Genomic DNA, 21,674 nt, shown 5'->3' on the forward strand with positions numbered 1-21,674 from the left:
GTCTCAAGGCTTGGGAGAGTAGGTCACTGCAAGGTCTGCCAAAAACATATGGTCTCAAAACGATCTCGAATACACAAACCCCCGGTGCAAAAGCACCGGGGGTTTTGCGTTTCTAAGGCACAAACTCAAAGGCAAATACGGGGATGAGCGCGCCGCCACAACAACGCCCGTCATCGGGTCGGTGGCTGGACGGCAAAGCTCGCACGGCACAGAAAAACCCGCGCCAGGCCAGGCTGCCCGGACGCGGGTTGTGTGGTTTCTCAGCCGCTTAGCGGCCGCGGGGCTTAAGCCGGCACGTATTTGCGCCAGTTGTGCTCTTCGACAAAGCCCAGCACCTCGCGGATCTTGCGATTGGAGATCGGCGCCTCCTGGGGTGCCATGGGGCGGGTGATGGGCGTCTTGGGTGCCCAGCGGTTGAGGAATTCCGGCGTGGGCTCGCGGGCCGTGATCGTGTCATTGACCGCATTGAACACCTGATAGCCCAGCCCGTCCTTGCCCAGGCACAGATGGACGATCTGGCCGAGATCGCGCGCATCGATATAGCTCCAGGCATTGCGCTTGCGCGAAGCGGGATTGTCGAGGAACCCGGTGAACATTGGATATTCATGCGGCTCGATGACATTGCCGATGCGCAGGGCATAGATGTCGATGCCGCTGCGCATGGCAAAGGCCCGCGCCGTCTTCTCATTGACCACTTTGGAGAGGCCATAGCTGTCCATGGGGTCGCTGTCATAGTCCTCGTCGAGCGGGAAGCTGTGAAAATCCTTGTCACCTTCGGCAAAGCACACGCCATAGGTGGTCTCGCTCGAAGCGATGATGACCTTGGGAATGCCCAGTTTAACCGCAGCTTCGATGACATTGTAGGTCGAAACGACATTGGCCTCGAAGGTGGTGTTATCGGGGCGCAGCAGCACGCGCGGCACGGCCGCGAAATGCACCACCGCATCGATAGGCGCCGGGCCGGTACCGCTGGCATATTCACCCATGTCGAAATGCATCGACAGCGCGTTGAACACCTGGCCGCTGTCGGTGAGATCGGCCACCAGCGTGTTGACGCCGGGATGCTTGAGCGGCACGAGATCGACATTGAGCACGGTGTGGCCCTTGTCGAGCAGATAGGGCACCACATGCCGCCCTGCCTTGCCGCTGCCGCCGGTGAAAATGATGCGCTTGCTCATGCTGGAAATCCTTGTGTGAAGGGGATGAAGGGGACTAGACGCCCAGGGCCCGGCGCCAGGCCAGGCCCTCCAGGGTCGTTGTCCGCGGGCGATATTCGAGCCCGACAAAGCCGGCATAGCCCAGCCTGTCGAGCGCCTTGAGAATGCGGCCATCGTCGAGCTCGCCGCTGCCCGGTTCATGCCGCTCCGGCACCGCCGCGATCTGGACATGGCCGATCCTTGAGATCATGGCCTCCAGGCTGGCCAGCACATCGCCATGGATGATCTGGCGGTGATAGATGTCATATTGCAGCTGCACATTGGGCATGGCCAGCTCGTCGATGCAGGCCACGGCCCAGTTGAAATCACTGAGGAAATAGCCCGGCATATCGCGCGGGTTGATCGGTTCGATCACCAGGGCCAGCCCTTCCGCGTCCAGCGCTGCAGCAGCATGGCGCAGCGCTGATTGATAGGCCGCTATGGCCAAGGGATCGCGGCGATCAGCCAGGCCCGCCATCATATGGAGGCGGTGTGGCCGCAGAAGCCGGGCGTATTCGAGCGCTGTGGCGACGCCGGCATCGAATTCGGCGCGCCGCTGCGGCAGGGCAGCGAGGCCCCGGTCGCCCGCTGCCCAGTCGCCGGGTGGCAGGTTGAAGAGGGCCAGGGTCAACCCATGGCGCTGTAGCCGCTCGGCGATCGCCTCGGGCGCATGCTCATAGGGAAACAGGAACTCCACCGCATCAAAGCCGGCATCGGCGGCGGCCGCAAAGCGGTCGAGAAAGCCATGCTCGGTGAACATCATGGTGAGATTGGCAGCCAGGCGCGCCATGGTTCAGCCGTCCTGTCCGGTGGGCAGGGTCAGCCCGGTCATCTGCGCAATCATGCGGGCCGGGGAGGCATCATCGTCCCTGCCCATGCCGGCGGCGGCGGTCATCAGGAACAGTTGCAGTGCCGAGGCGGCAATGGGCAGCGGGAAGGTTTCGGCGCGACCAATGTCGCTGACGATGCCCAGATCCTTGGTGAAGATATTGACCGCGCTGCGGGGGGAATAGTCGCCCTCCAGAATATGCGGCACGCGGTTCTCGAACATCCAGCTATTGCCGGCCGAAGCGGTGATCACCTCATAGACCTTGGCGATATCGAGCCCGAGCTTGCTGGCAAAGGTGATGGCCTCGCAGGCCGCGGCGATATGAACGCCGGCCAGCAGTTGATTGACGATCTTGAACGAGGCGCCAATGCCAGCCTCATCACCCAGCTCATAGACCTTGCCGGCCATGGCATCGAGCGCCGGGCGGGCGGCCTCGAAGGCTTCGGGGGCACCCGAGGCCATGAAGGTGAGCTCGCCCGTGCCGGCGCGGACGGCGCCGCCGCTCATGGGCGCATCGAGATAGAGTATGCCCTGCTGGGCGCAGCGCGCGGCCAGCGCCCGTGCGGCGTCGGGCGCCATGGTGGCGCAGGAGACGACAACGCTGCCGGAGGTCAGCACGCTGGCCAGCCCGTCGGAGCCGAACAGCACGGTCTCGGTCTGGGCGGCATTGACCACCACGACAACGGCGATATCGGCGCCCTTTGCCGCATCGGCGGGACTGTTGGCGCCGTGACCGCCGGCTGCGGTGAGCGCGGCAACCGAAGCGGGGGTGACATCATAGCCCCTCACACTGTGGCCGGCGGCGAGGCACGCCCGCGCCATGCCCAGGCCCATCGAGCCCAGGCCGATCAGGGCGATGTTGCGCGCATTTGAAAGGGCCATGCTTGTCTCCCACCGGTGGCGCGATCCGCTGTTGCCGAAGCGCGTAATCGCTTCTATGTTAGCGCTGTCATAACGCGGGGATCATGACCATTGCCGGTCACCAAGTCAACCAAGCTGAAGCCGGAACGGGTAGGGACGCGCAGCGGCACGCGCCTGCCCGACCGGCGCCAGGGCGTGACGCTGGCCGATGTGGCGCGCCTCGCCGAGGTCAGCGAGATCACCGTGTCGCGCATCCTGCGCAACCATGGACCGGCTGCGCCGGCAACGCGCGACCGCGTGCTGGCAGCGGTGCGCGAGACGGGCTATGTGCCCAATCGCCTGGCGGGTGGGCTCGCCTCGTCCGGCTCGCAACTGGTGGGCGTCATCGTGCCCTCGCTGACCAATATCGTTTTTCCCGAAGTGCTGGGCGGCATCCGCGCGGCGCTCGATGGCTCGGGCTTTCAGGCGGTGATCGGCGTCAGCGACTATGATCTGGTGACGGAAGAGGAACTGGTGGCCTCGCTCCTCGCCTGGCGGCCCGAGGCCATGGTCATCGCCGGCTTCGACCACACGCCAGCGGCCCGGGCCATGCTCGAAGGCAGCGGCGTGCGCATCGCCGAGATCATGGAAATCGACAGCACGCCGATCGATCTAGCGGTCGGGCATTCGCATTTCCAGGCCGGCTTTGACACCGGGCAATATCTGTTGGGACGCGGCTATCGGCGCTTCGGCTATGTCGGGCACGACTGGATCGCCGACCGCCGCGCCAGGCTGCGCCATGATGGCTTGGTGGCCGCCCTGGCCCAGGCGGGGCTGAGCCTTCTGGCATCGCAGCGGATTGAGGGTCCGAGTTCGGTGGCCGCCGGGCGCGAGCAGCTCGCGGCGCTGCTGGCGCAGGGGCCAAAGCTCGATGTGGTGGTGTTCTCCAACGACGACATGGCCACCGGCGGGGTGTTTCACTGCATGGCCACTGGGCTCGTGCCGCCGCAGGACCTTGCCCTTTTTGGCTTTAACGGGCTTGATATCGGCCAGGCGCTGCCGACGCCGCTGTCGACCATGCGCTCGAACCGCTTCCTGACCGGCAAGACGGCCATCGAACTGCTGCTGGCCCAGCGCGTGCGGCCGAGCCAGCCGCAGGTGGTCGACACCGGCTATGAAATCCTGCCCGGCGCAACAGCGTGAGGACACCATGAGCTCCCCCATCCTGCTTGGCGCCATCGCCGACGACCTGACCGGCGCCACCGATCTGGCGCTGATGCTGGCGCGCAATGGCATGAAGACCATCCAGCATATCGGCGTGCCGGCCGAGGGCAGCGATTTCGGCGACGCCGAGGCCGTGGTGGTGGCGCTCAAATCACGCACCATTGCCGCCGACGACGCCGTGGCCATGGCGCTGGCCTCGGCCCTGGCGCTGCGGGCGGCGGGCGCCGAGCAGATCCTGTTCAAATATTGCTCGACCTTTGATTCCACCGACAAGGGCAATATCGGCCCGGTGGCCGAGGCGCTGATGGACCTGCTGGAGGCGCCCATCGCCGTGGCCTGTCCGGCCTTTCCGGCGGCGGGGCGCTCGGTCTATCAGGGGCACCTCTTCGTTGGCGCGAGCCTTTTGTCCGATAGTCCCATGCGCGATCATCCGCTGACGCCGATGCGCGACGCCAATCTGGTGCGGGTGTTGCAGAAACAGACCGCGAGCCGGGTTGGGCTGATCCCGCTCGATATTGTCGAGGCCGGGCCTGATGCCATCCGCGCGCTGCTGATCAAGGCACGCCAGGCCGGCTTCCGCCTGATGATCGCCGATGCCGTGCGCGACGCCGATCTGCGCCAGCTCGGCGCGGCCCTGGCCGGGGCGCGGCTGATCACCGGCGGCTCGGGCATTGCCATGGGCCTGCCGGACAATTTCCGCGCTGCCGGCAAGATCGGTACGCTCGAGGTGGCGGGGCGCATGACGGCGCCAAAGGGCAAGGCGGTGATCCTGGCGGGCAGTTGCTCGGTGGCGACGCGCGGCCAGGTGGCCGCTGCCATCGGGGCCGGACTGCCGGCGCTGCGGCTGGTGCCGGCCGATATCGTATCGGGCAAGCAGTCGATCGCCGATATCGCCAATTGGGTGCTGGCCAATAGCGGCAAAGGGCCGTCCCTGGTCTATTCCAGCGACGAGCCCGAGGCGGTGCGCCAGATCCAGCAGAAACTGGGCGCCGCCGCCGCTGGCCAGCTCATCGAGCAGATGCTGGGCAATCTGGCGGTGATCCTGCGTGACAATGGCTTTGCCCGCTTCATCGTGGCGGGCGGGGAGACTTCCGGGGCCGTGGTTGCGGCGCTCGGCATCACCGCGCTCGAGATCGGGCCCGAGATTGCCCCCGGCGTGCCCTGGACGCGCAGTCGCGGCGAACCGGACCTGGCCCTGGCGCTGAAATCGGGCAATTTCGGCGCGCCGGACTTCTTCCTCACCGCTTGGGACATGCTCGATGACTGACGCGCAGACCCATGCCGAGAACCTGGCGCGCAGCGAGATCACCCGCGTCGGCAAATCGCTGTTCGACCGCGGCCTGACCTTTGGCTCGACCGGCAATATCAGCCTGCGGCTTGAGGATGGCGGCTGGTTGATGACGCCGACCAATGTGTCGATGGGCGAGCTCGACCCGGCGCAGCTGTCGCGCTTTGATGCGGCGGGCCGCCATATCGATGGCGATGCGCCGACCAAGGAGGCCATGCTGCATATGGCCATGTATGGCCAGCGCGCCGATGCCAGGGCCGTGGTGCATCTGCATTCCACCCATTCGGTGGCCGTCAGCCTGATCGACGGGGTTGACCCCCTCGATGTGCTGCCGCCGCTCACCGCCTATTACATCATGCGGGTCGGGCGGCTGCCGCTGGTGCCCTATCTGCCGCCGGGCGACAGCGAACTGGCCAAGGCCGTGGGCCGTCTGGCGGGCGAGCACCATGCCGTGCTGCTGGCCAACCATGGCCCGGTGGTGGCCGGCACCAGTCTCGCCAATGCCCAATTTGCCACCGAGGAGCTGGAGGAGACCGCGCGGCTGTTCCTGCTGCTGCGCGGCCTGCCGATCCGCCCGCTCACCCCGCAACAGGTTGCCGAACTGCGGCAGCGTTTCGATCTCAAATAGCGGCAGGGCCGCGAAAGGACATTCCATGTCAGACTCCAGCACGGCGCCCGAGACCGTCGGCTTCATCGGCCTGGGCCATATGGGCCATGGCATGGCCAAGAACATTGTCGAAAAGGGCTATGGCCTGACCGTGGTGGCCCATCGCAACCGCGAGCCGGTGACCGATCTGGTCGGGCGCGGCGCCGTGGAAGCCGCCTCGATCGGCGAACTGGCCGAGCGGTCGAGCGTGGTGTTCCTCTGCGTCACCGGCTCGCCCGAGGTCGAGGCAGCGGTGCGCGGGCCCGAGGGCCTGTTGGCCCGGCTCAAGCCGGGTTCAGTGGTGGTCGATTGCTCGAGCTCGGACCCCAGTTCGACCGTACGCATTGCCGCTGAACTCAAGGCCAGGGGCATCGACTTTGCCGATGCGCCGCTCAGCCGCACGCCCAAGGAAGCCTGGGCCGGCACGCTCGACACCATGGTGGGGGCTGATGACGCAGTGTTCGCGCGGCTGCAGCCGATCCTTGCCACCTGGGCCGGCAAGATCGTCCACATCGGCGGCGTCGGCGACGGCCACCGCATGAAGCTGCTCAACAATTTCATCTCGCTGGGCTATGGCGCAATCTATGCCGAAGCCCTGGCCCTGGCCGACCGCGTCGGCATTTCCGCCGACCGGGTCGATCAGGTGATCCGCGGCGGCCGCATGGACTGCGGCTTCTACCAGACCTTCATGCGCTTCACCCTGGAGGGGGACCGCGAGGCGCACAAGTTCAGCCTCGCCAATGCCTTCAAGGACCTGCGCTATCTCGAATCCATGGCCAATGCGGCCGGGCTGGTGAACCCGGTGGGCAATGCGGTCAAGAATGCCTATGGCACCGCCATCGCCGCCGGCGGGGCTGAGGATTATGTGCCCATGCTGCCCGCCTATATCGACCGGCTCAATGGTGGCAAGGGCGACTGACCAGCCCTCTAGATGACGAAGGCCCCGCCGAGGCGGGGCCTTTGCTTTGACCGGCGGCGTGCCGCTCAGTCTGAGGAGCGCATTTGTCGGACCCGCTCGAAGGCCACGGCGATGATGATGCAGGCGCCAATGAACGTGCCCTGCCAGAAGGCGTTGATACCCAGAAGGCCAAGGCTGTTGCGGATCACCTCGATCAGCGCCGCGCCCACCAAGGCCCCGGTGGCGCCGCCGATGCCGCCGATCAGGCTGGCGCCGCCGATCACCGCTGCGGCAATCACCTGCAGCTCCATGCCTGTGCCCAGATTGGTGGTGACCGCGCCCAGCCAGCCGGTCTGCACGATGCCGGCAATGCCGGCCGACAGGGCCGAGAGCATATAGACCACCACCTTGATCGGCCGCACCGGCACGCCGGTGAGCGTGGCCGCATGTTCATTGCCGCCGATGGCATAAAGGTGCCGGCCGAACTTGGTCCATTTGAGGACAAAGCCGACGATCAGCGCCAGGGCCACCATGTAGAGCACTGGATTGGCAATGCCGAGCAGCCAGGCGCCGCCGCCCAGATCGAGCAAGCGCGCATGATCGGGGCCGAATTCGAACACCACCGTATTGTTGGAGGCCACCATGGCCAGGCTGCGTGCAATCGACAGCATGCCCAGGGTCACCACAAAGGGCGGAAAGCCCAGATAGGCAATCAGCACGCCATTGAAGGCGCCGATCGCCAGCGAAGTGACCACCGCCACCAGAATGCCGACCTCGAGCCCAAAGCCGGCGTGCATGGTCACCGCCAGCACCATGCTGGACAGGCACAACACCGAGCCCACCGACAGATCGATACCGCCGATGATGATCACCATGGTCATGCCCAGGGCGATGATGGCGGTGAAGGTGACATTGCGGGTGATGTTGAAGATGTTCTTGGAGGTGGCAAAGGAATCGGTGGCCACCGTCAGGAACAGGCAGGCCACGATAATGGCCACGAAAACCCAGAAGGCCTGGCTCTTGAGCAGGCTGGTCAGCCAGGTGTGCTGGCGCTGGGCTATGGTCTGGTCGAGTGTGACGCTCATGGCCCTATACTCCCTCGATCGCGCCGGTGATCAGACCCGTCACCTCTTCGGGTGAGCTCTGGTCGATGCGTTTGTCGGCCACCTTGGTGCCGCGCCGCAGCACGATCACCCGGTCGGCGACGCCGAACACGTCGGGCATGCGATGGCTGATCAGCACCACGGTGATGCCCTGGTCGCGCAGGCGCTTGATGAGGCTAAGCACCTCGGCCACCTGGCGCACTGAGATGGCGGCCGTCGGCTCGTCCATCAGCACAACCTTGGGGTTGGACAGCCGCGTCCGCCCGATGGCCACGGCCTGGCGCTGCCCGCCCGACATATTGCGGATCAGGTCGCGCGGCCGCGTCTCGGACTTGAGCTCGGCAAAGATCTCGCCCGAGCGTCGGTACATGGTGGCATAGTCCAGCACCCGGATCGGGCCGATCCAGCGATAGAGCTCGCGACCCAGGAACACATTGGCCGCCGCTGTCAGATTGTTGCACAGCGCCAGGTCCTGATGCACGATTTCGATGCCATGCCGGCGGGCATCGACCGGATGGTGCATCACCAACGGTTCGCCATCCATGCGCATGGTGCCTTCGCTGGGCGCGAAGTTGCCGGCGATCATCTTGACCAGCGTCGACTTGCCGGCGCCATTGTCGCCCATCAGGCCAATGACTTCGCCGGCCTCCAGCGAGAACGATACGTCGTTCACCGCCTGAATAGCACCAAAGTGCTTGGAAATATTGGATAATTCTAGAACAGCCACGTTGCTTCCCTCTGCGCGTGACTTATTGTCCCCAGACCTCGCGGCTGGGTGTCATGCGCTGACGATACAGGGCTTCTCCTCCCCAGGACGAAACCTCATTTCAGTTATGCAAATCGTTTCGACCGCGTCAACGCGGTGAAATCACAATTGTACTATTAAATGATTTGACGGCAGACCGGAGGCAGGATTAGCCTCCCCTCGGCAGTCCATGGAGGACAGTGGAGCTGGAATACCAGCACATTGTAAGGACGGCCAACAATCGGGAGAGAGCAATGAAAAAAGTCGCCTTACTCGCTGCAGTTGCCGCGCTGTCACTGGGAGCATCGCCGGCCTTCGCAGCCAAGAAACAACTGGTGATCGTCGTCAAGGGTCTGGACAATCCCTTCTTCGAAGCCATTCATCAGGGTTGCCTGAAGTGGAATTCGGAAAACGCTGACTCCGAATACGAGTGCTTCTACACTGGCCCGGCATCCACTTCGGACGAAGCCGGCGAGGCCCAGATCCTGCAGGACGTGCTGAGCAAGCCCGACACCGCGGCTGTCGCCATTTCGCCGTCCAATGCGCCGCTGATCGCCAATACCCTGCGCAGCGCTGCACCGACCATTCCGATCATGACCGTCGACGCTGACCTGACCAAGGAAGACGCCGGCCTGCGCGCTACCTATCTGGGCACCGACAACTACCTGATGGGCAAGCGTATCGGCGACTATATCAAGGCAGCCAAGCCCGAAGGCGGCACCATCTGCTCGATCCAGGGCAATGCCGCTGCCGACAATATCCTGCGCCGTGCGCAGGGCATGCGCGACGCGCTGAGCGGCCAGGAAGGCCTTGCCGCCCTGGCCGGCGAAGGTGGTTGGACCGAAGTCGCCGGCTGCCCGGTGTTCACCAATGACGATGGCGCCAAGGGCGTTCAGGCCATGAGCGATATCCTGGCCGCCAATCCGGACCTGGATGCCTTTGGCATCATGGGCGGCTGGCCGCTGTTTGGCGCGCCGCAGCCCTATCGTGACCTGTTCGGGCCCATGAAGGACCGGATCGCCAGCAATGACTTCGCCATCGGCGCCGCCGATACCATCGGCGAAGAAGTCGCCCTGGCGCGCGAAGGCCTGGTGACCGCCCTGGTCGGCCAGCGTCCGTTCGAAATGGGCTATCTGGCACCCGGCGTGATGATCGACCTGATCGAAGGTAAGGAAGTCGCCGATCCGGTGTTCACCGGCCTGGATGAATGCACCAAGGACACCGTGGACACCTGCATCCAGAAGTAATCCGACCACAACCGGCCACTGTTACGGGGCGTGCCAGAGCGGCGCGCCCCGTTTCCTTTGGGCGAAACGGCCTGGGGCAGGGGTGCAAACCCACAAGAGATCAATTGCGCGGGAGCACCGCCGGGGCTAGATCAGGCCATGGGCAAAGCCATTGTTCGACTGAAGGACATCGCCGACCGGACCGGGTTCTCGGTCAATACGGTCTCGCTTGCCTTGCGCCAGAGCCCGCGCATTCCCGCCGAAACCGCCCAGCTCATTCGTGAGGCAGCCGAGGCGCTCAACTACCTGCCCAACCATGTCGCCAAATCGCTGGTGAGCCGCGAGACCAAGACAATTGGCCTGGTGCTCACCGATATTACCAATCCCACCCTGACCCATGTCGCCCAGGCCATCGAACTGGCCCTGGCCGAGCGCGGCTACTCGACCCTGTTTGCCACCTCCAACAATGACGAGGCCGAAGAAAAACGCGTCATCGAGATGTTCCGCTCCCGCCAGGTGGACGGCATGCTGATCTATCCGCGCAGCCATCGCGAGCTCGACCATATCCGGCGCCTGCGCAAGGCCAACTACCCCGTGGTGCTGCTGGTGGCCGACCCCGACGCTGGCATTGATGCGGTCTGCGTCGACGAGCGCCGCGGCGCCTACCGTGCCGTTCGGCACCTGATCGACCTGGGGCATCGCCGCATCGGCATCATCGATGGCGCCCACCGGCTGGGCAATCGCGAAAAGCAGGATGGCTATCGCCAGGCGCTGGACGAAGCCGGCATTGCCTTTGATCCAGCCTGGCTGGTCGATCCGGCGGGCCATTCGGTGGTCAGTGGCTATCAGGCCATGGACCAGCTGATGGCTGCCCCAAAACGCGCCACGGCCGTGTTTGCCGCCAATGACACGCTGGCCATCGGGGCACTGCGCTGGACGCAAAAGCAGGGCCTGCGCGTGCCGCAGGATGTCGCCATCATCGGCTTTGACAATATCGAATTTGCCGAACATGCGGCCACGCCGCTGTCGAGCATCAATTATGCCGTGGCCGAAGTCACCGCATTGGCGGTCGACCGCCTGCTGAGCCTGATCGCGGCCAGCGACCAGCTGCCCGAGCCGTGTATTTCCCTGATCGATCCCGACCTGATCGTGCGTGAGAGCACCCTTGCCGCCACGCCGGCCTGAGGCTAGGCGGCGCCCTTGTCTGCCCAGCACATGCCTTAGCCCCGCGCATCGCACAGCCGCGCCATCGCAAATGGTTTGACAGCCGTGCCAGCCTCGCATAACTGACTGACCGTCAGTCAGTTATGCGAGGCATCGATGTCACCACGACGGTCAGGCGGTCCGGAGCGCGCCAACGAGATCCTCGCCAGCGCCGCAAAGCTGTTTCAGGAAAAAGGGGTGCGGGCGGTTTCCATCGACGACATCGTCCGGGGCGCCGGCATCGCCAAGGGTACGTTCTACCTCTATTTCAAGACCAAGGACGACCTGCTGGCCAGGCTGGCCGATGCGCTGGTGGCCCAGATGGCCCAGGCCGCCGCAGAGGCCGGCAGAAACGGCGACACTGCGCTCGACCGCTTCGCCCATGCCGTGCTCGCCATGCAGCGCATCGACCGCAGCCAGCCCTATCTGGCCGATGCGCTCAACCATCCTGAGAACAGCGTGCTGCACGATCTGACCAATATCGCCCTGGTGCGCCAGCTGGCGCCCGTGCTGGCCGCGATTGTCGAAGGGGGCAAGGGGGAGGGCGACTTTGACGTCGACGATGCCCAGGCGACGCTCGAATTCCTGCTTGCCGGTCAGGCGGCGCTGCTCGGCGGCGGTCGCTTCAACTGGTCGCCCGAGGAGCACGCCGCGCGGCTGCGCGCCACGCTGATCATCATCGAACGGGCCCTGGGCACAGCCAAGGGCGCGCTGATGACCCGCCTCGCCAGCCTGGGAGACACGCCATAATGTCGCGCGAAGCCGACACAATCGGGCGGTTCAATCGCCCCTGGAGCTTTTTCGCGCTGGCGACCATCGGGCCCTGGTCGGCCTGGATGATCGCGGCCTGGTTCAGCCGGCCGCAATCCGGCCATCGCCGCTCAACCTGGAAAGGACCTGCCATGAGCACCATAGTGATCGAGAAATATGTCGATGGCATCTGCGTGGACGCGATGAAACTGCCCGTCGCGCCGCTGCAGTTCCTCACCGGGCTCTTGCCCGACCAGGCCCGCCAGCACTTGCGGCGCCGTGGACTGGACATCGACGCCCTGCTCGATGTGGCCGCACCGTCGGACGTCGCGCAATGGCTGGACATTCAAGAAGGCCAGACCGCCAAACGCGTCCGCATCCTGCGCCAGGACTGACGGCACGACCGCTGCCGTCGGGAAGTGCCTCAACCAGCAGGCAGCGAACAAGGCGTCCGGTTGCCGTTGAGGAGATCCAGGCAGGCGGCGCGTACCGGGGACAGAGTCCATTGCACGGGGCGCCTGCCACCTAACTGTCGTCATCATCCTCCACCCGGTCGGGCAGGTCATGGTGCGGCGTGGCAGCGAGGTCTTCCAACTCGGCTTCGGTCATGCTGTCGAACATGGCCTTGGAGGCGCCGAACAGCTCCTGGCGGGCGGTTTCACCGCGCTTGGCGGACAGGGCCGCGCCGGCGGCCTGCTGCTGGGCTTTCGATCGGGCTGGCATGGCGTTCTCCTTGTGCTTAGCGGTTCGGGGGATCCGAAGGGTCTGCGGTAGTGCTGTCCGGGTGTTGGCGCACGCCAGATTGACTGCCCACGCGCCGCGACACATGCCGAAGCAGCCACAGCACGACGATAGCCAGCCCGGTGGCCAATAGGGCGAGCAACAAGAGCCCGCTGCCACAGGCAAGGCCAATGGCACCCGCCATCCACATGCCGGCCCCGGTGGTCAGCCCTGTGATCCTGCCGCCCGAGGTGATGATCGAGCCGGCGGCGAGGAAAGCCACGCCCGCGGTCACTGCCTCGATCAGGCGCAGCGGATCGGTCTGTACGCGGGCGGCGTCGTTGAAGTCGCCGGCCATGATTTCGGCGGCGATCAGGGTGAACAGGCACGCCGCTATCGAGACCATCATATGGGTCCGCAGCCCGGCCGAATTGGCGTGGACCTCCCGCTCGAAGCCGATCGCCGCGCCCAGCCCTGCCGCAAACAGCAGCCGCAACAGGGCAATCTCGAAGCGTACGGCCGCAAAGGGGTCGCGGAACTCATCGGCAACCAGAGCCATCGAACTATCGAACACGGCGTTCTCCCAATCAGGTGTGGGCGGACAACCCGCCGGGCGCGCTTATGTTCCAACCCGCCATTACTCTCGAGGCGATGGCCGTGGTTCCGGGGCTTGCAAGAAAGTCGGGAACAATCTGGCTCCCCGGCGGTTGATGCCATGAAGATGCCGCTGCGCAGGATGGGCGGACAGAGCCGGAGCAATCCGCTCTGCATTGTCCATCACGCTGCCGGCGCAGGCTATCGGCCTTTGCCGGCACCGCGCCCGGGCACTTTCATTCCGATCCCCTTGCCGGGGACCATTATCGACAACTTTTAGGAGCCCCTCATGGACCACAGCCGACACATCCCCCTGACGAGCCAGGACCTCAATGAGGCCGTCCTGGTCAATGCCCCTGTCTATGGTGCGGACGACCACAAGGTGGGCACCATTTCCCACGTGCATGGCGCAGGCGCCCAGACCCAGATCGTCGTCGATGTCGGCGGTTTTCTGGGCCTTGGGGCCAAGCCGGTGCTGATCGGCGCCGATCAGATCAATCTGATGCGCGACGAGAAGGGCGAGGTGCATGGCACCACCAGCTGGACCAAAGAGCAGCTTGAGGACATGCCTGAGCACAAGCACTGATTGGTTGACCGCCCCGTCTTCTGACGGGGCCGGACAGCATCGAGGGCGGCGCGATCCGATCGCGCCGCCCTCTTTGTTTCGGCAGCAAAATGCCGGAACATTCCCGCCCCACCGGAGTTGATCTGGAACGCAGATGCCGTCCGCGGGGCCCCTGAAAGACAGGCTATGGCAGGTCGGAATTGCACGGGGCTGCCGCGATGTGGCAGAGGACCGCACGCCGCGCCAGGAGGGGCCGTCCGGACGCATAATATTCAACGACGCTCGACCCCGTGACGGAGCCAGTTCGCCTCGCTGACAAAAAGCGTATATGCTTACGGCGCACACCAAGGGAAGGTCGTGTTATCGCTATGATCAACAATGGGAAGACCCGGCAGAGTGAGCCGCTGGAATCCTCTCCCCCCGAGAACGGCGAGGGCGAGGCTTTTGATCAGCAGGCCCCGCAGATTATCGAGGCCGCAGAGGCCGAGGTCGTGCCAGACCGGCTGCAGGATCTGGGCATGGCCCTGGGGCGGGCGCTCGAAGCCGCCCATGGCAGCGCGCCCCTGCTGCGCAAGCGCAAGCGCTCCACGCATTGATTACATCTGTGCGGGCCTCGGCCTATTCGTCGTCGAGGATATCCCGCAGGGCCGCCCGGGCCCGGTTCATCCGGCTTTTGACGGTGCCGATATCGCACTCCAGAATGGCCGCCGCGTCGATGTAGCTCTCGCCCAGCACAGCGACCAGCATGATGGTCTCGCGGTAGTGGACCGGCAGGCGCGCCAGGGCCGCTTCCATCTCGCGCAGGCGGAGGTGCCACACCTGGGTTTCGGCCATCGCGACGGGCTCGCCCGAGACGCAATCCTTGTCGCCGGTCCTCTCGCGCGCCCGCTTGCTCCAATTTGTGTAGAAGCGGTTGCGCATGATGGTGAATAGCCACGCACGCAGATTGGTGCCCGGTTCAAACTGCCGCGCCCGTTCGATGGCGCGCAGCAGCGTCTCCTGCACCAGATCATCGGCCTCCACCACATTGCGGCACAAGGAGCGGGCGAACACCCGCAGCGCCGGAATATAGCTTACGATCTCCTCGCCAGTGCGTTCTCCAGCGGTGGCCGAGGGGCCATCGGGATCGCTCGACAGCAGGTCGCCGAGCTCGGGTTCGCTCGCGGGTGAGGACGGTGTCATGCCGCCCCAAGCGCTGCGATAGGGGCTATCCGTGCGGGCCATTGCCATGCGGTCGATCATGATGGTCTCCCTGTTCAAGTGGCGCAACCAGCGGGGTGAACACTGGTCGGGCGCGGCGTTTTCAATAGGGTCAGGTGCTAAAAATCTTCAAAGCGTCAAAGCGTTCTCACAGAATGGTGTAGTCAGCATGCAAGTCCATTTTAAGGCAGTGTCAGGACCTTGCCTCGACTAGGTCTGCAACGAGACGCGCGGGAACAATCGGGCGAACTATCGGTTCTGCATGTGAGCCAGCCGGACCAGTTGGCTGGAAAAGGAGAAACCGATGAAGACCAAGACCCTTGATGACTTGTTCGTGGATATGCTGAAGGACGTCTACTACGCCGAGCGCAAGATCCTCAAAGCTCTGCCGAAAATGGCGCGCGGCGCCGTCTCGCCGGAGTTGACTGCCGCTTTTGAGAAGCACCTGGACGAAACCCAGACGCATGTCGAGCGCCTGCAGCAGGTGTTCGAGGTGCTGGGCAAGCCGGCGCGTGGCAAGACCTGCCCGGCCATCGATGGCATTGTGGAAGAGGGCGAAGAGGTGATGGAGGCCTTCAAGGGCTCGCCCGCCCTCGACGCGGGCCTGCTCGCCACCGCCCAGGCGGTCGAGCACTATGAGATCGCCCGCTATGGCACGCTGCGCAACTGGGCTGAGCTGCTCGGCCACAGCGACATCGCCGGCATCTTCCAGGACACCCTGAACGAAGAAGAGGCGACTGACAGCGCCCTGACCAAGCTTGCCAAGGGCTCGGTGAACAAGGCGGCGTTGCAAGCCGCCTGATTGCGGTCAGCGCAAGGAACCGGCGTCGCCCTGAGCGACGCCGGATTTTTTGCGCCGTAGTGCGGGGGCAGGGTGGCCGAGTCAGAGCATCGGCCGCCCCCCGGTGACCGCAATAGTGGCGCCGGTGGTGTAGCTCGACATTGGCTCGGCCAGCATCACATAGGCCGAGGCCAGCTCGACGGGCTGCGCGGGCCGTTTCATGGGTGTGTCTGCGCCGAATTTTGCCACCTTGCTGCCCGCCATGCTGGCCGGAATCAGCGGCGTCCAGACGGGGCCCGGCGCCACGCAATTAACCCGGATGCCTTTGTCGGCCAGCAGCTGCGCCAGGCCCGCCGAGAAATTCTGGATGGCGCCCTTGGTCGTGGCATAGGCCAGCAGTGTCGGATTGGGGCTGTCGGCGTTGATCGAGGCGGTGTTGATGATGGCGCTCCCCGGGGCCATGTGCGGCACCGCGGCGCGACTGAGCCAGAACATGGCATGAATGTTCACCGCAAAAGTGCGCTCCCACTCCGCGTCAGAAATCGCATCCAAGGACTCGAAGGTGTTCTGGTGGGCCGCGTTGTTCACCAGGATATCAATGCGGCCGAAGGCATCGACGGCCCTGGCGATGATGTACCGGCAGGCATCGGCCTGCCCGATGTCGCCCGCCAGTGTCAGGCAGCGGCGGCCGCTGTCCTCGACCAGCCGCTTTGTGTCGGCAGCATCGTCCGTTTCACTGAGATAGGACAAAACGATATCTGCGCCTTCGCGGGCATAGGCAATGGCGACCGCGCGGCCGATGCCGCTGTCGCCGCCGGTGATCAGCGCCACTTTTCCCGCGAGCCGCCCGGTGCCGCGCCAGCTGTCCTCGCCGTGATCGGGCCTCGGGCTCATCTGCTTGAAACTGCCCGGCAGGTCCTGGGTCTGCTCGGGAAACGGCGGCTTGGGATAGGCCGGTCCGGCACTGGCCTGGTTGCTGGAGTCCTTGTCGGTGGACGGGGTCATGTCACTGCCTTTGCTGATGTTGATACCACCACAACCGGCAATCCGCCCGGATGTTCCGACCGGTCGCCGGCCCTGACCTGGGCGCATACGGCGGGCTGCGCGGGTCTCCGACGCCGTCCTCGGCAAGAAACGCCCCCATGTCGGGAACATTTTGGCGTGCTGCGCGTTGAACCGGTCAGACCCGGCGTATGGCGGGCTCGGCGGCCGCTTGTGCAGCAAGGGATACGTCCCCCATTGCAGCTGGGCGAGCCGGACATCCGCGCCACCGACGCCGTTTCACCATCAACCCCGCGCCGCCGCGGCCCGGCGGCACCTAAAGGAGAATCCCATGAAGACCCTTCTCACGACCTCCATGCTGGCTCTGGCCCTCTCGTCCGGCCCTGCACTGACCCTGGTCCTCGCGGCCGGGCCGGTCATGGCCCAGACCGAGACTGCCCCTGCGCCCGCACCGGCCCCTGCGCCGGCACCGGCTGCTGAAACCCCGCCGCCTGCTGCGCCCGCCGCACCGGCGGCCGGCATGGACAGCTCTGCCAGCACCATGACGGAGGTGACTGTCCCCGAAGGCTTCGTGCGCCAGGACACTGTTCTGACCGCCGATGATCTGCTGGGCGCCACCATTTATGACGTGACCGGCGAGTCGATCGGCGACGTGCAGGATCTCGTCATCGATGCCAGCACCACTGATGCAGCCGCTGGCGCGGCGCCTGCTGCGGCCGCGACCGATAGCGTTCCGGCACAGCCGGACGCCGCTGTGCCGGCCGATGCAATGGCACCCGCCGATGCCACGGGCGACGCTGCTGTGGTTGCCCCCTCGGACGCCGCTCCGGTGGCCGACGCCGCGCCAGTCAAGGCTGACGCCATCAGCCATGCCGTGCTCGATGTGGGTGGCTTTCTGGGCATGGGCCAGCACCGCGTTGCCGTGCCGGTCGCCGATCTGACGGTCTATTCCAACGACAGCGAGACGCGGGTCTATCTGCCCTGGTCGCGCGAGCAGATCGAAGCCCTGCAGGTCTATGACGAAAACGATCCAGCCACGCTCGGTGGTCCGGACAATGCAGTCGTAAACTAGCGCTGTTCTGCCCGTCTGTGCTTTGCCGGGCGGGCACTCCACTTCTAGACCTGCCGGAGCGCCACAAACAGCGCTCCGGCAGTTTCGCGTTCCGGGGCAGGCCTGTGCGGTGCGGCGAGATCGATTCAAGCCGCTTCTCTACCGCCACCATGGTCATCGTCGCTGTCGCTGGTGTAGCCGCTTGGCCCGGCGGCCGGGGACTGTTCATCGATGCCGCTGCCACGCGCGAGGTTTCACAGTGTGCGGTCCCGGAAACGAACGTGCCGCCAGCAATGGTCGCAGCCGCAGCGATGTCTGCGCCGACAGGTTGGTTGGCGCAGAAGGCCGACACCTGGCTGTCCCTCAATTGGTCATTGATCGATTCAGCGCTGCTGCTCCCTCGGCATCGCGATAGCGGATCGACACCTGCAACTCTTTGCGGATCGCCCGCCGCATCTGGCAGCGCCGCAGACCGCCGAGCACAAAGCAGGCTAGCCGACAGATCGGCCAGGTCTAGGCAAGGCCGTTTCCAGCTTACCTGGCATGGCGCGCATCTCTGCAGGAGCCATCGGCTCGGCTATGGAGCCCTTGGCAGTCGAGCCTTACATTGCAATGGTCGGCTTCCGAAGGGAGCTTCGCAAGGTGATAGGTGTCTTGGCCGACGTCCGGACCGAGCCCCGAGGAAACCTGGCATTGCCCATGCATGCCTGCATGATGCGTGTGGATCAATGTCCACGGACAAGCCATGCACTCAACGGGCGGAGCTAAGGCCGGGTTAGTCGGATGAAGGCCGAGCGGCCGATTTCGCCCAGCGCCCTGGCTATTGCGTTCTCAGGGGCGAACGAGAGATCGGCTCCGCTGGCAAATGCTGCCATGACAACCTGCTCGTCGCCCTTGCCAAGCAGAACGATGTCGCCACGAAAACCAGGAAAAAAGCCGGTCTTGCCGGCGACCGATACCGCCGACTGACGGCCCAGATCTCGGGCGTAGGGATCGTAGGGCAAATAGCGTGGGAGCAGGTCGACATAGTGCTGGCGCGACAGGATATCCAGCATGGCGCGGGACGCCTCCGGGCTCACCACAGTGCCCATGGCCAGTCCCTTCAGGCAGGCGACGCTGTCTGCGGCGGTGCTCACTGCGAGTTTTGCGATGTCGCCGCCTATCGCGTCAAAGTCGATGCGATTGACAAGATGGGTCTGCCGGAATCCGAGCGCGTGGATCGTCTGGTTGACGACCTCCAAGCCGATTTGGTCGATGACCATGTTGGTGGCGATGTTGTCGCTCAGAACGATCATCAGGGTCGCGACATCGCGCCATGACAGCCCCACTCCGGGCGACAGATGCTTGAGCACACCAGACCCGCCGACATGGTCGCCGGGCGCAACGACGGTGCGTTCGTCAAGACTGACTTGACCACGCTCCGCCTGGGCGAACAGCGCCACCAGCAGGAACAGCTTGATGCAGCTTGCTGTGGCGCTGATCTGGTCCTCGCGCCAGCTGATGCGTGCACCGCTGGCCAGGTTTTCGGCGCAGAAGGATAGCGTTCCTGGATAGCTCTCGAGCAGCAGCTCGGTGGTCACTGGGTTAAATTCGCCGTCCATTGCTCACCTGCCTTGGAATGCGGGCCAGCCGGAGCTGGCCCGATCAATCTAGAGACCGTCGACATTACCGAACTGCTGCAGGATACCGGTATCGGCCAGATACTGGTTTTCCGGCACCAGCGGGGGCAGCAGCATGACCTTGCCCTCAGCGTCGTAATACTGGTCCACATTCTCCTTGGTGATGACGGCCTGCGGAGACTTGGTCAGCGGCGGCGGGGTCACCCCATTCTTGATCGCCACGCCCATGGCCAGCAAATACTGGCCCCAATGGGTCATGAAGATCGAGCCTTCGCCAACCCATTGCGGATTGGTGCGAAGCTCTTTGAGAGCCGCGACCGAACCACCCAGGCCGGCGATCAGGGCATTGTCTGTTCGGCCCGATTCAGTGATCGCGCGCCAGGCGCCGATGGCCGAGTCGTCGTTGACCGCGAACAGCAGGACATGGCGGTCCTGCGGAATGGTCTGCAGCACGTTCTTGACGGCCTGGTAGCTGTCTTCAAGCGTCGCCTTGCCATCGACCTGAACGCCCGTGGTCGAGATCGTTGTGGTGGTCGCCGTGATGGCCTCGGGCGCGACCTGCTCCATGCCCAGCATTTCCGCGGCCTGGATATAGAAGTAGCGCACGCAGTCATTGACCTCCACGCCGGCGAACGACGCCTGGACGATCAGCACCGTCGTGTCATCCTTGGTCCAGCCCCGTTCCTGCGCCGCCGCGACCACCACCTTGGCGGCGTCGATGCCGAGATCCTTGTTGACCAGGTTGAACCAGTAGCCGCCGGGAACGGGAATGTTCACCGCCACGAACGGAATATTGGCCTGGTTGAACGTCCGCTGCAGCGCCGCGCCGATGCCTTCGACGCTGTTGTATTCGAAGATGACGTCAGGCTGTTCCTGAACCATCAGGCGGGCGTTGCTGGTTGTGGTGACGCCGTCGCCATTGTTGTTGTAGCGCGACAGGCTGATATTGACCGTCTTTGCCGCTGCCTCGAAGCCATCCCCCAGTTGCTTGAACAGCTCGCCGTTCTCCTGGATGTTGGCAAAGGCGAACTTGTATTGTGCGTCCTGCCCAAAGGCCAGGCTCGGCAATACGCCCGAGATTGCGGTGCCCCCCAAAAGCGCCAGGCCCGTCAGAAATGTGCGGCGTTTCGTCATCGTTGTTTCGTTAAAGCTCATTGTCGTTCCCTTTCCCCTGCTTCGCACACGCTCAACCGTTTTCGCGCGTGAGAACTTCCCGCAATCGGGCAAAGCCAACTCCCAGAAGGAGAATGCCGCCCGTTGCAATCTGCTGATAAAATGATGGCACCTGCAGCAGGGCCATGCCGTTGGCGACCGTGCCAAGGATCAGCACGCCAATCATGGTGCCGCCAATGCCGCCGATGCCGCCCGACAGCGAGGCTCCGCCCAGGACCACAGCCGCGATCGAGGAGAGTGCGGCGTCCGACCCGACCGTGGCGGAACCGGCAAGCAGCTGGCTGGAGACGACCACGCCAGCAAAGGCCGCCAGCGCCGCGCACAGCACATAGACCGACACGATCACCAGATCGACGCGGATACCGGCCAGGCGGCTCGCTTCGGGATTGCCGCCCACGGCATAGACCATGCGACCGAAGACCGTGAAGCGCAGCAGAAACGCTGTCGCCAGGGCCAAAATGCCGAAAGCAATGACGTACCAGGACACGCCCTGTACGGCGAAATCGGCCAGCACCCCGTCGGCCAGATTGGCCAGGGGCACGGTCACGCCGTTGGTCACTGTGTAGGCGAGGCCTCCGGCAATCGAGAGGGTCCCGAGGGTGGCGATCAGTGGGCTGATCTTGATCTTGGTGATGATGAGCCCATTGATCAGGCCAATGGCCGCCCCGCAGAGTACGACAACCGCGGTTGCACCTGCAACACCAAGGCCAGCGTTTGCCAGGATGGCGAAGAGGACAGCACCCAGCGGCACCGCTCCACCAACCGACAGATCAAAGCCGCCCGAGATGATCACCATCGACTGGCCCAGCGCGACGATGCCGATCACGGCCACATTGGTCAGGATGTTTGTTGCGTTGCTATAGGTGAAGAAATAGGGGCTGGCGAACGCAAAGAACACGAGCACCAGGAGATAGAAAAAGCCTATCCCGAACACCTGCAGCATGATCCGTCGCAGCTTCTGCTGCTTCATCGCCACCGTAGCGGAGGTTGCCGGGGCGACGTGTTGTTCAGTGCTGCTCAT

24 protein-coding genes are annotated in these 21,674 nt (G+C 64.6%); 12 read left to right on the forward strand and 12 right to left on the reverse strand.

What is annotated here, in order from left to right; translation table 11 throughout:
- Positions 1 to 284: 284 nt before the first annotated feature.
- The 3 genes from E8M79_RS05120 to ltnD are packed head-to-tail and all read right to left on the reverse strand — an operon-like array spanning position 285 to position 2,907.
- Positions 285 to 1,178, reverse strand: a complete 894-nt coding sequence (locus E8M79_RS05120) for an NAD(P)-dependent oxidoreductase (protein WP_137150886.1) — start codon at positions 1,176 to 1,178, stop codon at positions 285 to 287.
- A gap of 34 nt (positions 1,179 to 1,212) precedes the next feature.
- Positions 1,213 to 1,986, reverse strand: a complete 774-nt coding sequence (gene otnI / locus E8M79_RS05125; RefSeq protein ID WP_137150887.1) for a 2-oxo-tetronate isomerase — start codon at positions 1,984 to 1,986, stop codon at positions 1,213 to 1,215.
- A gap of 3 nt (positions 1,987 to 1,989) precedes the next feature.
- On the reverse strand, positions 1,990 to 2,907 hold the full coding sequence (gene ltnD / locus E8M79_RS05130) for an L-threonate dehydrogenase (protein ID WP_137150888.1): 918 nt from the start codon (positions 2,905 to 2,907) through the stop codon (positions 1,990 to 1,992).
- Between the two features lie 153 nt (positions 2,908 to 3,060).
- Here ltnD and E8M79_RS05135 point away from each other — a divergent pair, with 153 nt between their 5' ends.
- The 4 genes from E8M79_RS05135 to E8M79_RS05150 are packed head-to-tail and all read left to right on the forward strand — an operon-like array spanning position 3,061 to position 6,942.
- Positions 3,061 to 4,068, forward strand: a complete 1,008-nt coding sequence (locus tag E8M79_RS05135; RefSeq protein ID WP_137153262.1) for a LacI family DNA-binding transcriptional regulator — start codon at positions 3,061 to 3,063, stop codon at positions 4,066 to 4,068.
- 7 nt (positions 4,069 to 4,075) lie between these two features.
- Positions 4,076 to 5,356, forward strand: a complete 1,281-nt coding sequence (gene otnK, locus E8M79_RS05140; RefSeq protein WP_137150889.1) for a 3-oxo-tetronate kinase — start codon at positions 4,076 to 4,078, stop codon at positions 5,354 to 5,356.
- Positions 5,349 to 6,005, forward strand: a complete 657-nt coding sequence (otnC, locus tag E8M79_RS05145) for a 3-oxo-tetronate 4-phosphate decarboxylase (RefSeq protein WP_137150890.1) — start codon at positions 5,349 to 5,351, stop codon at positions 6,003 to 6,005. The genes otnK and otnC overlap by 8 nt, the downstream gene beginning before the upstream one ends.
- A gap of 25 nt (positions 6,006 to 6,030) precedes the next feature.
- The gene (locus E8M79_RS05150) at positions 6,031 to 6,942 is read left to right on the forward strand and encodes an NAD(P)-dependent oxidoreductase (protein WP_137150891.1); all 912 of its coding nucleotides are present in this window, start codon (positions 6,031 to 6,033) and stop codon (positions 6,940 to 6,942) included.
- A 65-nt stretch (positions 6,943 to 7,007) separates the two neighbouring features.
- On the opposite strand, the gene E8M79_RS05155 is transcribed toward E8M79_RS05150, so the two are convergent.
- On the reverse strand, positions 7,008 to 8,006 hold the full coding sequence (locus E8M79_RS05155; RefSeq protein WP_137150892.1) for an ABC transporter permease: 999 nt from the start codon (positions 8,004 to 8,006) through the stop codon (positions 7,008 to 7,010).
- Between the two features lie 4 nt (positions 8,007 to 8,010).
- The gene (locus E8M79_RS05160; RefSeq protein ID WP_137150893.1) at positions 8,011 to 8,751 is read right to left on the reverse strand and encodes an ATP-binding cassette domain-containing protein; all 741 of its coding nucleotides are present in this window, start codon (positions 8,749 to 8,751) and stop codon (positions 8,011 to 8,013) included.
- 272 nt (positions 8,752 to 9,023) lie between these two features.
- On the opposite strand from E8M79_RS05160, the gene E8M79_RS05165 reads away from it, so the two are divergent.
- From E8M79_RS05165 to E8M79_RS05180, 4 genes are all read left to right on the forward strand, one after another.
- The gene (locus E8M79_RS05165; RefSeq protein WP_137150894.1) at positions 9,024 to 10,016 is read left to right on the forward strand and encodes a substrate-binding domain-containing protein; all 993 of its coding nucleotides are present in this window, start codon (positions 9,024 to 9,026) and stop codon (positions 10,014 to 10,016) included.
- 138 nt (positions 10,017 to 10,154) lie between these two features.
- Entirely contained in the window at positions 10,155 to 11,180 is a 1,026-nt protein-coding gene (locus E8M79_RS05170) for a LacI family DNA-binding transcriptional regulator (RefSeq protein ID WP_137150895.1), read from the forward strand.
- A gap of 135 nt (positions 11,181 to 11,315) precedes the next feature.
- The gene (locus E8M79_RS05175) at positions 11,316 to 11,948 is read left to right on the forward strand and encodes a TetR/AcrR family transcriptional regulator (RefSeq protein ID WP_137150896.1); all 633 of its coding nucleotides are present in this window, start codon (positions 11,316 to 11,318) and stop codon (positions 11,946 to 11,948) included.
- Positions 11,948 to 12,343 carry a hypothetical protein gene (locus E8M79_RS05180; protein WP_137150897.1) on the forward strand — a complete coding sequence of 132 codons (396 nt, stop codon included), beginning with the start codon at positions 11,948 to 11,950 and terminating at the stop codon, positions 12,341 to 12,343. The genes E8M79_RS05175 and E8M79_RS05180 overlap by 1 nt, the downstream gene beginning before the upstream one ends.
- A gap of 130 nt (positions 12,344 to 12,473) precedes the next feature.
- Here the strand turns inward: E8M79_RS05180 and E8M79_RS05185 are convergent, their stop codons facing one another.
- Positions 12,474 to 12,671, reverse strand: a complete 198-nt coding sequence (locus tag E8M79_RS05185; protein ID WP_137150898.1) for a DUF3008 family protein — start codon at positions 12,669 to 12,671, stop codon at positions 12,474 to 12,476.
- A gap of 16 nt (positions 12,672 to 12,687) precedes the next feature.
- A complete protein-coding gene (locus E8M79_RS05190) occupies positions 12,688 to 13,242 on the reverse strand; it encodes an MgtC/SapB family protein (protein WP_248304905.1) in 555 nt (184 codons plus the stop codon).
- A gap of 309 nt (positions 13,243 to 13,551) precedes the next feature.
- On the opposite strand from E8M79_RS05190, the gene E8M79_RS05195 reads away from it, so the two are divergent.
- Both E8M79_RS05195 and E8M79_RS05200 read left to right on the forward strand, forming a co-directional pair.
- Positions 13,552 to 13,848 carry a PRC-barrel domain-containing protein gene (locus E8M79_RS05195; protein WP_137150899.1) on the forward strand — a complete coding sequence of 99 codons (297 nt, stop codon included), beginning with the start codon at positions 13,552 to 13,554 and terminating at the stop codon, positions 13,846 to 13,848.
- Positions 13,849 to 14,195: 347 nt separating this feature from the next.
- Positions 14,196 to 14,423, forward strand: coding sequence for a hypothetical protein (locus E8M79_RS05200; protein ID WP_137150900.1), 228 nt, complete (start codon positions 14,196 to 14,198; stop codon positions 14,421 to 14,423).
- A gap of 22 nt (positions 14,424 to 14,445) precedes the next feature.
- Here E8M79_RS05200 and E8M79_RS05205 read toward each other — a convergent pair whose 3' ends face one another.
- Entirely contained in the window at positions 14,446 to 15,069 is a 624-nt protein-coding gene (locus E8M79_RS05205) for a sigma-70 family RNA polymerase sigma factor (protein ID WP_248304906.1), read from the reverse strand.
- 262 nt (positions 15,070 to 15,331) lie between these two features.
- Here E8M79_RS05205 and E8M79_RS05210 point away from each other — a divergent pair, with 262 nt between their 5' ends.
- Complete coding sequence (locus tag E8M79_RS05210; RefSeq protein WP_137150901.1) at positions 15,332 to 15,829, forward strand: ferritin-like domain-containing protein; 498 nt, start codon at positions 15,332 to 15,334, stop codon at positions 15,827 to 15,829.
- A gap of 81 nt (positions 15,830 to 15,910) precedes the next feature.
- On the opposite strand, the gene E8M79_RS05215 is transcribed toward E8M79_RS05210, so the two are convergent.
- The gene (locus E8M79_RS05215) at positions 15,911 to 16,813 is read right to left on the reverse strand and encodes an SDR family oxidoreductase (protein ID WP_137153265.1); all 903 of its coding nucleotides are present in this window, start codon (positions 16,811 to 16,813) and stop codon (positions 15,911 to 15,913) included.
- 328 nt (positions 16,814 to 17,141) lie between these two features.
- Between E8M79_RS05215 and E8M79_RS05220 the strand changes: the two genes are divergently transcribed.
- Complete coding sequence (locus E8M79_RS05220) at positions 17,142 to 17,882, forward strand: PRC-barrel domain-containing protein (protein WP_205747881.1); 741 nt, start codon at positions 17,142 to 17,144, stop codon at positions 17,880 to 17,882.
- Positions 17,883 to 18,625: 743 nt separating this feature from the next.
- On the opposite strand, the gene E8M79_RS05225 is transcribed toward E8M79_RS05220, so the two are convergent.
- From E8M79_RS05225 to E8M79_RS05235, 3 genes are read right to left on the reverse strand one after another with little or no spacing between them, the layout of a single operon-like run.
- Positions 18,626 to 19,462, reverse strand: a complete 837-nt coding sequence (locus tag E8M79_RS05225) for a serine hydrolase (RefSeq protein ID WP_137150902.1) — start codon at positions 19,460 to 19,462, stop codon at positions 18,626 to 18,628.
- Positions 19,463 to 19,510: 48 nt separating this feature from the next.
- Entirely contained in the window at positions 19,511 to 20,614 is a 1,104-nt protein-coding gene (locus tag E8M79_RS05230) for a sugar ABC transporter substrate-binding protein (RefSeq protein WP_171015725.1), read from the reverse strand.
- 52 nt (positions 20,615 to 20,666) lie between these two features.
- Positions 20,667 to 21,674 (reverse strand): ABC transporter permease, encoded by a 1,008-nt coding sequence (locus E8M79_RS05235; protein WP_171015726.1) that lies wholly within the window; start codon positions 21,672 to 21,674, stop codon positions 20,667 to 20,669.

This window comes from Devosia sp. FKR38 (assembly GCF_005222805.1).
Taxonomy (GTDB): domain Bacteria; phylum Pseudomonadota; class Alphaproteobacteria; order Rhizobiales; family Devosiaceae; genus Devosia.